The organism is Streptomyces sp. NPDC048650 (genome assembly GCF_043199095.1).
Lineage (GTDB): Bacteria > Actinomycetota > Actinomycetes > Streptomycetales > Streptomycetaceae > Streptomyces.
Window position 1 is genome coordinate 155,744 of the sequence record NZ_JBICVM010000008.1, and the last position, 13,952, is coordinate 169,695.

General features: G+C 73.8%; 15 protein-coding genes. 5 read left to right on the forward strand and 10 right to left on the reverse strand.

Going from position 1 to position 13,952, the window contains the following annotated elements:
• Window positions 1–63: 63 nt before the first annotated feature.
• The 4 genes from msrB to ACGFML_RS23550 all read right to left on the reverse strand — a co-directional run bounded on the left by msrB (window position 64) and on the right by ACGFML_RS23550 (window position 3,844).
• Entirely contained in the window at window positions 64–468 is a 405-nt protein-coding gene (msrB, locus tag ACGFML_RS23535; RefSeq protein ID WP_393546670.1) for a peptide-methionine (R)-S-oxide reductase MsrB, read from the reverse strand.
• 16 nt (window positions 469–484) lie between these two features.
• Entirely contained in the window at window positions 485–1,882 is a 1,398-nt protein-coding gene (gene murC / locus ACGFML_RS23540) for a UDP-N-acetylmuramate--L-alanine ligase (protein WP_393546672.1), read from the reverse strand.
• Window positions 1,883–1,985: 103 nt separating this feature from the next.
• Window positions 1,986–2,606 carry a response regulator gene (locus ACGFML_RS23545; RefSeq protein WP_393547012.1) on the reverse strand — a complete coding sequence of 207 codons (621 nt, stop codon included), beginning with the start codon at window positions 2,604–2,606 and terminating at the stop codon, window positions 1,986–1,988.
• Window positions 2,607–2,689: 83 nt separating this feature from the next.
• Entirely contained in the window at window positions 2,690–3,844 is a 1,155-nt protein-coding gene (locus ACGFML_RS23550; RefSeq protein WP_393547014.1) for a sensor histidine kinase, read from the reverse strand.
• A 257-nt stretch (window positions 3,845–4,101) separates the two neighbouring features.
• Between ACGFML_RS23550 and ACGFML_RS23555 the strand changes: the two genes are divergently transcribed.
• A complete protein-coding gene (locus ACGFML_RS23555; protein ID WP_393547016.1) occupies window positions 4,102–5,172 on the forward strand; it encodes an ABC transporter permease in 1,071 nt (356 codons plus the stop codon).
• The gene (locus ACGFML_RS23560) at window positions 5,169–5,849 is read left to right on the forward strand and encodes an ABC transporter ATP-binding protein (RefSeq protein WP_393546674.1); all 681 of its coding nucleotides are present in this window, start codon (window positions 5,169–5,171) and stop codon (window positions 5,847–5,849) included. The genes ACGFML_RS23555 and ACGFML_RS23560 overlap by 4 nt, the downstream gene beginning before the upstream one ends.
• A 97-nt stretch (window positions 5,850–5,946) precedes the next feature.
• Here the strand turns inward: ACGFML_RS23560 and ACGFML_RS23565 are convergent, their stop codons facing one another.
• Window positions 5,947–6,411, reverse strand: coding sequence for an indole-3-glycerol phosphate synthase (locus ACGFML_RS23565; protein WP_393547018.1), 465 nt, complete (start codon window positions 6,409–6,411; stop codon window positions 5,947–5,949).
• 154 nt (window positions 6,412–6,565) lie between these two features.
• Window positions 6,566–7,408 (reverse strand): pyrimidine reductase family protein, encoded by an 843-nt coding sequence (locus ACGFML_RS23570; protein WP_393546675.1) that lies wholly within the window; start codon window positions 7,406–7,408, stop codon window positions 6,566–6,568.
• 67 nt (window positions 7,409–7,475) lie between these two features.
• On the opposite strand from ACGFML_RS23570, the gene zapE reads away from it, so the two are divergent.
• Window positions 7,476–8,591: a cell division protein ZapE gene (gene zapE, locus ACGFML_RS23575; protein ID WP_393546677.1), complete on the forward strand. Its 1,116-nt coding sequence runs from the start codon at window positions 7,476–7,478 to the stop codon at window positions 8,589–8,591.
• Window positions 8,592–8,786: 195 nt separating this feature from the next.
• Window positions 8,787–10,160 carry an alkaline phosphatase PhoX gene (locus ACGFML_RS23580; protein ID WP_393546679.1) on the forward strand — a complete coding sequence of 458 codons (1,374 nt, stop codon included), beginning with the start codon at window positions 8,787–8,789 and terminating at the stop codon, window positions 10,158–10,160.
• Window positions 10,161–10,207: 47 nt separating this feature from the next.
• On the opposite strand, the gene ACGFML_RS23585 is transcribed toward ACGFML_RS23580, so the two are convergent.
• The 4 genes from ACGFML_RS23585 to ACGFML_RS23600 form a co-directional block, all read right to left on the reverse strand.
• On the reverse strand, window positions 10,208–10,486 hold the full coding sequence (locus tag ACGFML_RS23585; RefSeq protein ID WP_393546681.1) for a hypothetical protein: 279 nt from the start codon (window positions 10,484–10,486) through the stop codon (window positions 10,208–10,210).
• Between the two features lie 28 nt (window positions 10,487–10,514).
• Window positions 10,515–11,183 carry an ABC transporter gene (locus ACGFML_RS23590; protein ID WP_393546683.1) on the reverse strand — a complete coding sequence of 223 codons (669 nt, stop codon included), beginning with the start codon at window positions 11,181–11,183 and terminating at the stop codon, window positions 10,515–10,517.
• Window positions 11,180–12,130, reverse strand: coding sequence for an ATP-binding cassette domain-containing protein (locus tag ACGFML_RS23595; RefSeq protein ID WP_393547020.1), 951 nt, complete (start codon window positions 12,128–12,130; stop codon window positions 11,180–11,182). Before ACGFML_RS23595 ends, ACGFML_RS23590 begins: the two co-directional genes overlap by 4 nt.
• 113 nt (window positions 12,131–12,243) lie before the next feature.
• Window positions 12,244–12,921, reverse strand: a complete 678-nt coding sequence (locus tag ACGFML_RS23600; protein ID WP_393546684.1) for an AIM24 family protein — start codon at window positions 12,919–12,921, stop codon at window positions 12,244–12,246.
• Between the two features lie 56 nt (window positions 12,922–12,977).
• On the opposite strand from ACGFML_RS23600, the gene ACGFML_RS23605 reads away from it, so the two are divergent.
• Window positions 12,978–13,715: a peptidyl-tRNA hydrolase gene (locus ACGFML_RS23605; protein WP_393546686.1), complete on the forward strand. Its 738-nt coding sequence runs from the start codon at window positions 12,978–12,980 to the stop codon at window positions 13,713–13,715.
• Window positions 13,716–13,952: the final 237 nt, after the last annotated feature.

Sequence of the window (13,952 nt, forward strand, 5' to 3'; positions counted from 1 at the left end):
CGGGGCGGGCCCGGATCACACCCGGGCCCGCCCCGCTGCCACGTCAGCCGTTGCCGCCGCCGGTCAGCCGTCCGCCGCCAGCCGCAGCGAGATCGAGTTGATGCAGTACCGCTGGTCCGTGGGCGTCGGATAGCCCTCGCCCGCGAAGACATGGCCCAGGTGGGAGCCGCAACGGCGGCAGCGGACCTCGGTGCGGAGCATGCCGTGGGAGCGGTCCTCGATGAGCTCCACGGCGTCGGAGTCCTTGGGGTCGTAGAAGGACGGCCAGCCGCAGTGGCTCTCGAACTTGGTGTCGGAGCGGAAGAGTTCGGCGCCGCACGCGCGGCAGGAGTAGACACCCGCGGCCTTGGTGTCGGTGTACTCGCCGACGAAGGCGGGCTCGGTGCCGGCCTCGCGCAGGACGTGGTACTCGGCGGGCGTCAGCTCGCTGCGCCACTCCTCGTCGGGCTTGTCGATCTCGTACGGCATCTGGGGCCTCCTCAGCTCAGCTGCCCAGGCGGGTCAGGATGGCGGGGCCGAGGTCGGTCACATCGCCCGCGCCCATGGTGAGAACAAGGTCACCGGGCTTGGCCATTCCTGCGATGACGTCCGGGACTGCGGACTGGTCGCTCTCGGGGGTGACGTCGGCACCGGCGGTGCGTGCCGCGTCGATGATCAGGGCGCTGGTGACGCCCGGAATCGGGTCCTCGCGGGCCGGATAGATGTCCAGGACGACGGAGGAGTCGGCGAGCGCGAGCGCCTGCCCCATCTCCGCGCCGAGCTCCTGGGTGCGGGAGAACAGGTGCGGCTGGAAGACGACCAGGACCCGCGCGTCCTCCGCGGCGCCCCGGATGGCTTCGAGGTCGGCGGTCATCTCCGTGGGGTGGTGCGCGTAGGAGTCGATGACCTGGACGCCGGCCGCCTCGCCCTGGAGCTGGAGGCGGCGCTTGACGCCGGTGTAGGTGCCGAGGGCGGAGGCGAGGTTGTGCGGCGGCAGGTCGAGGGCGACGCCCGCGGCGAGGGCGGCGACGGCGTTGCCGGCGTAGTGCCGGCCGGGGACCGAAACGGTGAAGGTGAGGATCTTGCCGCTGGTGAGCGTGACGGTGACGTCGCTGGTCAGGCCGCGGGGATTGACCTTCAGGATGCGCACGTCGGCATCCTTGGACTCGCCGTAGGTGACGACCTCGATGTCGTGGCGGCCGGAGACCCTCTCGGTCAGCTCACGGGCACCGGGGTGGTCGGCGGAGATGACGAGGGTGCCGCCGGGACGGATACGGCCGACGAAGGTCTCGAAGGACTCGTAGATCTCGTCCATCGAGGCGTAGTTGGCGTGGTGGTCCAGCTCGACGTTGAGGACGATGGCGACCTCGGGCGCGTACTTGTGGAAGCTGCGGTCGCTCTCGTCCGCCTCGGCGACGAAGATCTCGCCGTCGCCGTGGTCGGCGTTGGAGCCGGGGGCGTCCAGGTCGCCGCCGATGGCGTACGACGGCTTGAGGCCGAGCGAGGTCAGCGAGACGGCCAACATCGAGGTGGTGGTCGTCTTGCCGTGGGTGCCCGCCACGGCGATGGGGCGCAGGCCGTCCATCAGGGCCGCGAGGGCGTCGGAGCGGTGGACGACCGGGATGCCGCGCTCCTGGGCGGCGGCCAGCTCGGGGTTGTCGGGGCGGATCGCGGAGGAGACGACGACGCAGGTGGCGTCCGCGGCGAGATGGCCGGCGGCGTGGCCGATGTGGACGGTGGCGCCGAGGTCGCGCAGCGCCTGGGCGGTCGCGGAGTCCTTGGCGTCGCTGCCCGCGACCTGGGCGCCGCGCTGCGCGAGGATCTTGGCGATGCCCGACATGCCGGCGCCGCCGATACCGATGAAGTGCGGCCGGTCCATCGAGGCTGGGATGGCGGGTGCCATGGGTGGGTCTCCCTGAATCGTCGCGGGCTGTCGTGCCGGTCGTGCTCGTGTGCTGTCGGTGATTCTCGCACCCGGCGCCGCCGGTCCGCGTCGTCGCGGTCGCTCAGCGGCGGATCAGGCCCTGCCCGGTGGCGGCGGCGACCGCGGAGGTGCGGGAGTCGACTCCCAGTTTGGCGTAGATGTGGACGAGGTGGGACTTGACGGTCGCCTGGCTCAGGAAGAGCTGTTTGCTGATCTGCGCGTTCGACAGACCGTCGGCGACGAGCTGGAGGACCTCGGTCTCGCGGCGGGAGAGGGCGGTGGCGGGGGTGCGCATGCGGTCCATCAGACGCAGCGCGATGGTGGGCGCGAGCGCGGACTTCCCGGCGGCGGCGGTGCGGACCGCGGCGGCGAGTTCCTCGGGCGGGGCGTCCTTCAGGAGGTAGCCGGTGGCGCCGGCCTCGATGGCGGCGAGGATGTCGACGTCGGTGTCGTACGTGGTCAGGACCAGGACGCGAGGGGCGCCCTCGTGGGCGGTGATGGCGGCGGTGGCCCGGGAGCCGAGCATCTTGCCGCCGAACTGGAGGTCCATGAGGACCACGTCCACGTCGAGCCGCGCGGCGAGGCCGACGGCCTCCTCGGCGGTGGGGACGTCGGCGACGACCTCGAAGTCGGGTTCGGTCTCCAGGACGGCGCGCAGCCCGGCGCGCACGACGGGGTGGTCGTCGGCGAGCAGCAGCCGGATGGTGGGGGCGCTCCCCCAGCTACCGCCGGGGGCGCCCCCACCCTCCTGGAACGAGGTCGAGAGTTCGGGGGAGTCCGAGGCGGTCACGGGGTGGCCTCCGGTGCGGCGGGGCAGGGCAGGGTGACGGCGACGGCGGTGCCTTCGCCGGGGGCGGACTCGACGGCGAGGGTGCCGTGCAGGGCGCGGGCCCGGGCGCGCATGGCCGCCAGCCCGAACCCGGTCCCGGAGGCGGCCGCCGAGCCGGGCGCGGGGAGCCGGGCGGGGACGAAGCCGGCGCCGTCGTCGACGACGTCCAGGGCGACCTCGGTGTCCATGTAGCTGAGGGTCAGCTCGACGCGGTCGGCGGCGGCGTGCTGGACGGTGTTGGCCAGCGCGGACTGGGCGATGCGCAGCAGGGCGACCTCGTGCGGGGTGGGGAGTTCGGTGGCGGCGCCGAAGACGTGACAGTGCACGGCGAGACCCGAGGTGCGGGCGGTGGTGGCGCAGAGCCGCTCCAGGGCCGCGGGCAGCGAGCCGGCCTCGAGGTCGGGCGGGCTGAGGGCGCGGACGAAGCGGCGGGCCTCGGCGAGGTTGTCGACGGCGGCGACCCGGGCCTGGCGGACGTGGCCGAGGGCCGTGCCGGGCCGCTCCGGCAGGGCCCGCTCGGCGGCCCGGAGCAGCAGCTGGATGCTGGAGAGGCCCTGCGCGAGGGTGTCGTGGATCTCGCGGGCCAGCCGTTCGCGCTCGGCGAGGACGCCCGCGGCGTGTTCGGCGGTGGCGAGGTCGCTGCGGGCGGCGGTGAGCTCCTCGATGAGGCGGCGGCGGGCCTCGCTCTCGCGGTAGAGCGCTTCGTAGCCGAGGACGACGGCGACCGCTACGGCCGCGCCGAGCGCGGGACCGATGACGACACCGACGCCGAGCGTGTGGGTGTGCCAGGCGAATCCGGCGATGGCGACGACGGTGGTGGCGGCGACGGTGGGCAGCGCCGCGCGCAGCGGCAGCAGGTGCAGCTGGACGAAGAAGAGCGGGAAGGCCAGCCAGACGCCGTCCGGGGTGAGGGCGAGCAGCACCACCCACACCAGCGCGACCGCGCCCAGCCAGAGTCCGGCGGCGGCGGTGGAGGTGCGGATGCGGGGCAGCGAGGGGCCCGCGGCGTAGAGGGCGAAGAGGGCGACGGCGGTGGCGACGACGGCCGGGGCGTCGGGGGCCCGGCCGGCGACGGCCCGGACGCACGCGAGCGCGAGCAGCGCGGCCACCATCAGGTGGAGGCAGGTGCGCAGCACCCGCAGCACGGGGGTGAGGGAGTGAGCGCTCCCGGCGTTCTCGATCACGGCTCCTTCAGGCTAACGAGCGGTCCGACCTGCGGCATCAACCGAAAGGTGGAGCGCAGGGCGCACCTTTCGACACGGGCGGACCACTCCCCGGCGCGATGCCGGGGGCCGCGGTGGCGGGCGAGTGTGGGGACCAGCCGCCGGGCACCGGGTCCGGCGCACCCGATCCGAGGATGGCAGAGGCTGTGTTCGTCGCCTGGAGAGACCTGCGGTTCGCCAAGGGGCGGTTCGCCCTGATGGGCACCGTCATCGTGCTGATCACGGTTCTGGTGGGCCTGCTGTCGGGCCTGACGGCGGGACTGGGCCGGGAGAACACCTCGGCGATCACCGCGCTGCCCGCCGACCACCTGGTGTTCTCGGCGCCCCCCGAGGGCAGTACCGTCTCCTTCACCGATTCCCGGCTGCCGGAGCGCACCGCGCGGGAGTGGGCGCGGGTGCCGGGCGTACGCGGTGCCGAGCCGCTGGGGATCGCCACGACGAAGGCCGCGGCCGGGAGCCGGACCGCGGCGTTGTCCGCCTTCGGGGTGCGCTCCGGGTCGCCGCTGGAGCCGGGTGGCACCCCGGTCGGGGACGGTGCGGTGGTGTTGTCCGAGAAGGCCGCCCAGGCCCTGGGCGTGCGCGCCGGCGGGTCGCTCACGCTGGGCGGCCACCGCGTAAAGGTGGCGGCGGTGTCGGGGGCGGCGATGTACAGCCATACGCCCGTGATCTGGACGTCGCTCACGGACTGGCGGCGGCTGTCCGGCGGTTCCGGTGGCGCGACCGTACTGGCCCTGACCACCACCGACGCGGCCGATCTGGCCGCCGCCGACGAGCAGCTCGAAACCAGGACCGTCGCGGCCGGCGACGCCCTTGCGGCCATCGGCTCCTACAGCGCCGAGAACGGCTCCCTCCAGCTGATGCGCGGGTTCCTCTTCGCGATATCCGCGCTGGTCATCGGCGCCTTCTTCACGGTGTGGACGATCCAGCGCAGTGGCGATGTCGCGGTCCTGAAGGCGCTGGGTGCGTCGACCCGCTCACTGCTGAAGGACGCGCTCGGCCAGGCCGTCGTCCTCTTGGTCGCCGGTACCGGCCTGGGGACCGCGCTGGCGGCCGGGGTGGGCGCCGTCGTCGGGGGCGGCGTGCCGTTCGTCCTCGATCCGGCCACCGTGCTGCTCCCGGCCCTGATCATGATCGCGCTGGGTGCCGTCGGTGCCGCGCTGTCCATCCGCCGCATCACGTCCGTAGACCCGCTGACCGCTTTGGGGAGCGCCCGATGAGCCTCGAACTGACCGATGTCACCCTCACCTACCCCGACGGTGGCGGCCGGCTGACCGCCCTGGACACGGTCTCGCTGGAGGTGCCGCCCGGGCGGCTGACCGCGGTGATCGGCCCCTCCGGGTCCGGCAAGTCGAGCCTGCTGGCGGTGGCCGCGACGTTGATCACGCCGGACCGGGGGCGGGTGGTGGTCGACGGCACGGACACCACGGGCCTGAGCAGGGCCGAGCTGACGGCGCTGCGCCGCACGACGATCGGCACGGTCTTCCAGCAGCCGAACCTGCTGCCGGCCCTGACGGCCGCCGAGCAGTTGCAGGTCATGGCCCACCTGGCCGGCCGCTCACCGCGCCGGGCCCGCTCGCGCGCGCTGGAGCTGCTGGCGGCGGTCGGTCTGGCGGACCAGGCCGGCCGGCGGCCCCACCAGCTGTCGGGCGGTCAGCGTCAGCGGGTCAACATCGCGCGGGCGCTGATGAACGAGCCCGCCGTGCTGCTGGTGGACGAGCCGACCAGTGCGCTGGACCACGAGCGGGGTGCCGCGGTGCTCGATCTCCTGACCACTCTCACCCGGCAGCGCGCAACCGCGACGGTGCTGGTCACCCATGACCGTTCGCATCTGGAGGCGGCGGACGCGATCGCCGAGGTGCTGGACGGGCGGCTGAGCGCCGCGCTGCCGGCCTGAGGACCGCCCTGGACGTGCCCGCGCCCGCCCGGCGTGACCGGGCGGGCGCTCGCGTCCGGGCGGACCCCCTCGTCGGATCTGGGCGGCCCGCCCTCGACTAACTGTCGTCCCGGAGTGGTTCGTCGGGCGCGTGGGAGAAGAGTTTGAGCACCGGCACGCCGACCTTGTGGCGGGCGCGGGAGGCCCAGTCCCGGTGGAAGAACTCCTCGACGAAGTGCGGCGCGGTCAGCACGATCACCTCGTCCGCGCGGGTCTGGTCGACGATGGACCGCAGCAGGTCGAGCGGATGCTCCTCGACGACCTGCCCCACGGCCTCCGCCCCAGTGGCGCGCAGCGAGGCCAGGGTGTGGGTCAGGGCGCGCTCGACGGGGAGCTCGGCCGTGGTCTCCTCCCCCTCGCGCACCGCGTCGTCGAACTCCCCCAGCGCGACGTCGTCGATCGCGCGCAGCAGCACGTCCTGCTTGCCGCGCGGTTGCATCAGGACGACGAACGACCCCGGTTCATCGCCGTGCAGGGTGCTTACGAACTCGACGTCGGCGGGCGCCAGCGGCTTCTCGATCATCAATACGCTCGTGAACACGACGGACGCCCTTCTCCTCTTCGGGCCCGCAGGGCACGGGACCCACAGAAACCATCCTGCCCCGTCGCCACACGGGGCCTGTCTGGATTTAGTGTGCCCAGCGGAAGCTAAGCGGAACTGCTAATTCCGTTCATTGTCAGGACCGACGGTATCGGGTGAACAGGAACCCGGCCTCCTCCAGAACGGACGCCAGTGCGAACCGCTCCGGGACCGGCACCGCAGGGCCGTTCATGATCCTCGGCGCACCGCCGACCGCGACCACCGGCGCCAGCGACAGACACATCTCGTCCAGCGCCCCGGCCGCCGCGAACTGCCCCAGGAGCGACGGCCCGCCCTCGGTGAGCAGCCGGGTGTGCCCCCGCTCGGCGAGCACGCCGGCCACCCGTGCGGGATCCACGCCCAGCCCCTCGCCGGCGAAGAGCACCTCGGCGCCCGCGGCGCGCGCCTCTTTCACCCGGTCCGCCGGGGCACCCGCACCGGTCAGGACGAGGGTGGGTACCAGCGGCGAGGTGAACAGCGGCAGGGTGAAATCAAGCCCGAGGCCGGCGGTCACCACGGCGATGGCGGGGGCCGGGCCCTGCCCCGCGGCGGCCCGCCGGGCCGCGAACGCCTCGCGCGCGCGAGCCGGCCGGTAGCCCTCCTGCCGCACCGTTTCGGCGCCGGCCACCACGGCGTCGGCGAGGCCGCGCAGGACGCCGAAGATCCGCATGTCGGCGGCTCCGGACAGCGGCTGGGAGCGGCCCTCGTGATGGGCCGCGCCGTCCAGGGAAGAGACCATGTTCGCGCGCAGCCAGCCGGCGCGGCCGACCCGTGCGGGGTCGTCCGTCGCCGGGTACGCATAGGCGTCGGCCAGCTCGTCCAGCGTCCACTCGCGATCGGCGGCAGCGGCCGTCACCGGCCCCGACGTGGGGTTGTCGGTGTCACCGGGCGCTGCGGGCGGTGCGGTTTGCTGAGCGAATGGTGGATACAGGCGTCGCATGGCGGCAGTGTGACATGCCTCGCTCACGGGGCCGAGGAGTCTCGCGGAGCGACTAGGCTGGACGGTTGTGTCGTCCTCCCAGCCCTCGTCCTCCCAGCCCGCCCCGATAGCCGGAGCGTCGGCTCCCGGTGACGACGCGGCGCCCGCCGCGCTCACCGCACGCGCACCGCACGTCCCGGCCGACCGCCTGGTCGCCGAGATGGTGCCACCACCGCGCTTCCAGGGCGCCCGCTTCGACACGTACCTCCCCGACCCGGACCGGCCCAGCCAGGCCGAGGCCGTCCAGGTCCTGAGCGCGTTCGCCGCGGGCATCCACGACCAGGGCGCCGGTGGCACGACGAAGCGGCGCTGGTTCGCCAGGAAGCCGGCGGCCCCCACGGGTCCGCGCGGCGTCTATCTGGACGGCGGCTACGGCGTCGGCAAGACGCACCTGCTCGCCTCTTTGTGGCACGCCACCTCCGCCCCGCCCGAGCGCAAGGCGTTCGGCACCTTCGTCGAGCTGACGAACCTCGTCGGCGCGCTGGGCTTCCAGCAGACCGTCCGCACCCTCGGCGACCACAAGCTGCTGTGCATCGACGAGTTCGAGCTCGACGACCCGGGTGACACGGTCCTGGTCTCCACGCTGCTCGGCAAGCTGGTGGACGCCGGCGTGGCGCTGGCCGCCTCCTCCAACACACTGCCCGGCAAGCTCGGCGAGGGCCGGTTCGCGGCCGCCGACTTCCTGCGCGAGATCCAGGGCCTGAGCGCGCACTTCCGCCCGCTGCGCATCGACGGCGAGGACTACCGCCACCGCGGCCTGCCCGAGGCGCCCGCCCCGTACGACAACGAGACCGTCACCCGGGTCGCCTACCGCACTCCCGGGGCCTCCCTCGACGACTTCCCCACCCTGCTGGACCACCTCTCCAAGGTGCACCCCAGCCGCTACGGCGCGATGTGCGACGGCATCCAGGCCGTCTGTCTGACCGATGTCCAGGCGGTGCCCGACCAGTCCACCGCGCTGCGCCTGGTGGTCCTCGCCGACCGGCTCTACGACCGCGAGGTTCCCGTGCTGACCTCCGGCAAGGCCTTCGACGAGCTGTTCAGCGAGGAGATGCTGAGCGGCGGCTACCGCAAGAAGTACTTCCGTGCCATCTCCCGGCTGACGGCGCTGGCGCGCGAGGCGGGGTCGCTGGTCGCGCACTGAGTCCGCGGCACGTCGCTGCCGCCGCGGACCCTTCTCCCCCGCTCCGCCCGCCCCGGCGCGACCGTGGCCGCCGGGGCTGCCGCCCTTCCCGCCCGGGCGGGATTGCCGACGGGCACGCGCCGCTGGTTCCCCAGGGCCTGGGTGCGTGGTACACACGGCGGGTCACGTCACCTGTCCGCCAACAGGGAGTTGCCCATGTCCGCGACACGACGTCAGATCCTGGCAAGAACCGGCGCAGTGGGGGCATCCATCGCCTTCGCCGGCAGCCTCTCGGAGATCTTCGCGGGGACCGCGACCGCCCGGAGCATGGGCCAGAGCGGTTACGGACCGCTGGTCCCCGACCCCGACGGCCTGCTCGACCTCCCCAAGGGGTTCCGCTACCGGGTGCTCTCCCGCGAGGGCGACCCACTCCCCTCCGGTGAGGGCAAGGTGCCCAGCAACTGCGACGGTATGGCCGCCTTCCCCGGTCCCGGGCGCCGCGGCGGCACCTGCCTCGTCCGCAACCACGAGAACCGTACGCACTCCCGTTCCGCCGTCCCGCACGTCCGCGACCTGACATACGACCCCGGTGGTGAGGGTGGCTGTACGGCGCTGGAACTCGACCGGGACAACCGGGTGCGCTCCGAGCGGGTCGCCATCGCCGGCACCTCCACCAACTGCGCGGGCGGCCATACCCCTTGGAACACCTGGCTGACGTGCGAGGAGACCGAACTGCGGGCCGGGGAGGAGAACTACACCAAGGACCACGGCTTCATCTTCGAGGTCGACCCCTACGACCCCCGCCGCACCGGCGCCGTGCCGCTGACCGCGATGGGCCGCTTCCAGCACGAGGCCATCGCGGTGGACCCCGGCACCGGCGCGGTCTACGAGACCGAGGACGCCTTCGAGAAGCCGTTCGGCCTCTTCTACCGCTTTCTGCCCGAGAAGCCGATGGGCGGCCGTGGCTCGCTGCGCGCGGGCGGGCGGCTCCAGGCGCTCCGGGTCCCCGGTGTGCCCGACCTGTCCACGGTCCAGCAGCCCGGCGCCGTGTTCGACCACGTCAGCTGGGTGGACGTCCCCGATCCGCTGGCGCGCAAGACCCCGATCCGCTTCCAGGACTTCGGCCCCCAGGGCATCACCCACGCCCAGAAGCTGGAGGGCTGCTACTGGGGCGGCTCCTGCGTCTACTTCGTCTCCAGCTTCGCGCACCGCGACGACGGCTCGGCGGCCGACCACTACGGCCAGGTGTGGAAGTACGACCCGAAGCTGCGCCGGCTCAGCCTGGTCGTCGTCTTCGGCCCGAACACCGACCTGCAACTGCCGGGCGAGTCACCGGACAACATCTGCCTCGCGCCGAGCGGCGGGCTGATGGTCTGCGAGGACGGCGAGGGCGCCCAGCACGTCTTCGGTCTCACCCGGCGCGGCGAGGTGTACGCGATGGCCCGCGGCCGCCAGAACATCGGCACCGCGGACAAGCCGGAGTGGGGCGAGTTCGCGGGCGTGACCTTCGCGCCCGACCACCGGACGATGTACGTCAACTGCTATACGCCGGGGACGACGTTCGCGGTGACGGGGCCCTGGCAGCACTGATCACCGGCTCGCGGGTGGGGCGGCCGTGGCCGGCCGGCCGGCGGGCGTCAGCCGGAGCAGGCGGAGCGCTGGGCCTCCTGCCACTCGCAGACCGGGCAGAGCACGATGCCGGGGCGCGCGGCCGGATACTCGGTCGGCCTGCCGCACTGCACACAGTCCGCGTACGGCGGTCCCCCCGCGGGGCCGCCGAACGCGGCGCCCGGAGCGGCGCAGTAGCCGGGATCGGCGGAATCGCCGTGGTCGGCGCAGTAGCCGGGATCGGCGGAATCGCCGTGGTCGAGCTCGTCGCGCGCTGGGTCGCTGTGGGCGGGGTCGGTGTCCGGCATGGCACCGAGCGTACGCCCGGGCGGGAGGTCAGGTCCGCCGGGAGCTCAGTGCGCAGGCGGCCGCGACCGCCACCACCGCTATCGGGACCGTCCCGGCCAGCGGCAGCCACGGCATGGTGACCGTGCCGTGCAGGGAGCCGGTGACCAGGCCCGTCACGGCGGCGTTGGCGGGCGAGGCGCCCACCACGAGCAGCAGCAGCGCGGCGGTCAGCCCGGCCGGCACGGCAGCGCCGGGGCTGCGCAGGACCGGCCAGTTGCACACCGCGCCGATCGCGGTGCCGAGCAGCACACAGGCCAGAGCGGCCAGCAGCCCGGCGACGGTGGCCGGCAGGAGCGGCACGGCGACCCGGTGGTCCGAGGAGCGCGGGGCGGACACCAGGGCGACGAACGCCGTGCCCGGCAGGGCGAGCAGCAGCGCGGAGCACATCGCCGTCAGCAGGCAGGCGAGGTGGACCCGGCCGGGGCCCGCCGCGGCCGCCGAGCAACTGCGGGCAGCTGGCGGCTCGTTGGTGACGCAGATGCGGGTCAGCCACACGGCGAGGGGCAGCAGCCCGCCCGCGGCGACGCCGAACCCGTCGAGGACCGGGCCGCCCGCCTCGATGCAGACGGCCAGATACGCCGCGTAGAGGATGATCGGCGGCAGCCAGCGGTGCGAGCCGATGAGCAGCGCCGCCTGATAGCGGAGGAGAGCGTTCACGGCCGGGGTCCCTCGCCGGAGGAGTGGTCGGTGGAGAAGTGGTCGGTGGAGAAGTGGTCGGTGTCAGGGCCGGGGGCGCCCGGGGGCGGGGCGGTGGTGACCGAGCGGATGTGCCAGGGCGGGCGCGCGGTGAGCAGGGCCCGCAGCAGGGCGTCGGAGTGGACGGCCGGCACGGTCAGCAAAGTCGTGTCGCCGGGGCCGGCCGAAACCTGCGGCGCGCCGGGCAGTTGCGGGGCGGCGGAGCCGGGCCCGGGCCGCGGCACACCGCCCGGCGCGCCCTCGGCCTCGATGATCACCCGTGGGCCCGCGGCCGGTGCCGTGCCCGCCGCCGGGTCGCGCTCCTCCGGCACCAGCCGGCCGTCCGCGACGCGGTAGCGGACGTCGGCCGCGCCGGCCAGGCGGCGCGGGTCGTGGTCGACGAAGACGACGCAGCCGCCGTCGGCGAGCCGCTCGGCGACGGCGCGGTCGAGGACGTCACGGGCCTGCTGGTCCAGGCCCGTCCATGCCTCGTCCAGGACGAGGAGTTCGGGCTCGGCGAGCAGCGCCTGGGCGACCGCGACCTTCTGGCTGGTGCCCTTGGAGAGCTCGGCCAGCGGCGTGGCGGCGTGCCCTGCGGCCCCGAAGCGGTCGAGCCACGCGCTCGCGCGCCGGGCCGCTTCGGGGCCGCCGAGGCCGTGGATGCGTCCCAGGTGGGTGAGGTAGCCGACGGCGGTGAAGGGCATCGCCGACGGGAACCGCTCGGGCACATACGCCGCGCGCGGGCGCCCCGTGATGCGCCCGGTGCTGGGCCGGTCGATGCCCGCGAACAGGCGCAGCAGGGTGGACTTGCCGCTGCCGTTGGCCCCCTCGATGCGCACCAGGGCGCGGGCCGGCACGTCGAGCTGCACATCCCGCAGCACCCAGGGGCCCCGGACGCCGTAGCGCCGCCCCACCCCGTCGAACCGCATGCCGTACGGCATCTCTCCACGCCCCCCGAAACCATGCCCGTCACAGGACCAACTGCGCCCGTACCCCGGTTGGTTCCCGCTCCCGCCCACGCATTTCCCGCCCCGGCCGCCGGTCAGTTCCCGGAGGCCTTCTCCGGACGCAGCTCGCTCGGCCGTACGATCACGAACCCCTCGCCGTCCAGGCGCAGCTGGACGGCCTCGCCGGAGCCGCCGCGGATCATCGACCCGAGGCTCTGCGAGCGGTGCAGGGAGGTCTGCAGGGCGCTGCTCCAGCCGACCACCGCGTCGGTGTCGACGAAGACCGGGGCCTGGGCGGAGACGGGTATGACGATGGGGTTGCCCTCGCACATCACGCCGAGCCTGCCCTGCCCGGTGAAGACGGAGTTGAAGATTCCGCCACCGATCATGCCGGCGCCCTTGACGACCTTGATCTCGTAGGAGAGGGACGGGTCGAAGCACAGGACGTTGCGGCCGTTGACGGTGATGCCGTCACCTGCGGTGAGGTCCATGATGAAGCAGTTGGCGGCCTCGTGCGCGAACCACACCTCGCCCTGGCCCCGTACGGTCATCAGCGCCAGGCCCTCGCCGGTGACGGCACGCTTGAGGAACTTGCCGACCCCCTGGCCGTGCTTCTCGAACTGCAGGTTGCCGCGGTAGGCGATCATCGCGCCCTGCCGCGCGTAACACTCGCCGTTGACCGCGTACTTGATCGACTTTGCGTTCTGCTGCGTCATGCCGGGCACCGTGGCCTGCTCGGCCATGTTCTCCGCGGAGAAGAGGTCACTGTTCATGTCAGGATGCTAGGCCGTATCGGTATCCCGTTCAGGGGCGCTGGCAGACTGGTCCGGTGACAAGAACCGAGACCACCGGCTCCACCAGCCCCTTCCGCCACGAAGAGACCGACCGGGACGCGGCGCCCCAGTTCGTCCTGCCCCTGGTCGCGCGGATCGAGCGGGCCGAGCCGCCGGCACGTACGGACGCGCTGGAGACGGCGGCGCGGGCGGTGCTGGTGCTGCTGTCGGACGAGCGGGCGGCCGGCGAGGGCGAGTGGGCCCAGGCGGTACGGGACTGGCAGGACGCCCGCATCCGCAAGGTGGTACGCCGGGCACGCGGTGCGGAGTGGCGGCGGGCCGAGGCGCTGCCCGGCATCACCGTGACCGGCGAGCACGCCGAGGTGCGGGTCTTCCCGCCGGTGCCGCTGGACGGCTGGCCCAAGGACCTGGCGCGGCTCCAGGTGTCGGGCACCGAACTGGACGACCCCCGGCCGCCGGCCGCACCCGGGGAGGGCCGGCCGGTGCTGTGGTGCAACCCCGCACTGGAGATGTCGGCGGGCAAGGAGATGGCGCAGGCCGGGCACGGCGCGCAGCTGGCCTGGTGGGACCTGCCCGACGAGGAGCGCGCGGCCTGGCGCGCGGCCGGGTTCCCACTGGCCGTACGGTCCCCGGAACCGGCGGCCTGGGAGGCGCTGACCCGGAGCGGGCTGCCGGTGGTCCGCGACGCCGGGTTCACGGAGATCGCCCCGGGTTCGTGCACGGTGGTCGCCGACCATCCGGCGCTGCGCCGGGCACTGCCGCAGGACGGCTGACCCGCGCGCCGGAGGGCCGACGTTCGGCGGGCCCGCGGCCGGAACAGGCCACCGGCCGCGGGCCGCTCGCGCCGTGCGCGGCGATGGGATCCGGCTACCGTCGCCCGGCGACGGCGCCCGGCGACGGCGGTCGGACGCGGCCCCGCGCGCCTGCGAAGGAAGCTCAAATGAACCTCTGAACACCCTGGATGCAGGGTTCGGCGGGCTGTCAGTGGCGATGAGTACCCTCACCACGGA

Bases quoted from the DNA above. Each gene is read 5' to 3' on its own strand.
- msrB (WP_393546670.1), bottom strand. From the start codon at position 468: ATGCCGTACGAGATCGACAAGCCCGACGAGGAGTGGCGCAGCGAGCTG.
- murC (WP_393546672.1), bottom strand. From the start codon at position 1,882: ATGGCACCCGCCATCCCAGCCTCGATGGACCGGCCGCACTTCATCGGT.
- ACGFML_RS23550 (WP_393547014.1), bottom strand. From the start codon at position 3,844: ATGGTGGCCGCGCTGCTCGCGCTCGCGTGCGTCCGGGCCGTCGCCGGC.
- ACGFML_RS23560 (WP_393546674.1), top strand. From the start codon at position 5,169: ATGAGCCTCGAACTGACCGATGTCACCCTCACCTACCCCGACGGTGGC.
- ACGFML_RS23565 (WP_393547018.1), bottom strand. From the start codon at position 6,411: ATGATCGAGAAGCCGCTGGCGCCCGCCGACGTCGAGTTCGTAAGCACC.
- ACGFML_RS23570 (WP_393546675.1), bottom strand. From the start codon at position 7,408: ATGCGACGCCTGTATCCACCATTCGCTCAGCAAACCGCACCGCCCGCA.
- ACGFML_RS23580 (WP_393546679.1), top strand. From the start codon at position 8,787: ATGTCCGCGACACGACGTCAGATCCTGGCAAGAACCGGCGCAGTGGGG.
- ACGFML_RS23585 (WP_393546681.1), bottom strand. From the start codon at position 10,486: ATGCCGGACACCGACCCCGCCCACAGCGACCCAGCGCGCGACGAGCTC.
- ACGFML_RS23595 (WP_393547020.1), bottom strand. From the start codon at position 12,130: ATGCGGTTCGACGGGGTGGGGCGGCGCTACGGCGTCCGGGGCCCCTGG.
- ACGFML_RS23600 (WP_393546684.1), bottom strand. From the start codon at position 12,921: ATGAACAGTGACCTCTTCTCCGCGGAGAACATGGCCGAGCAGGCCACG.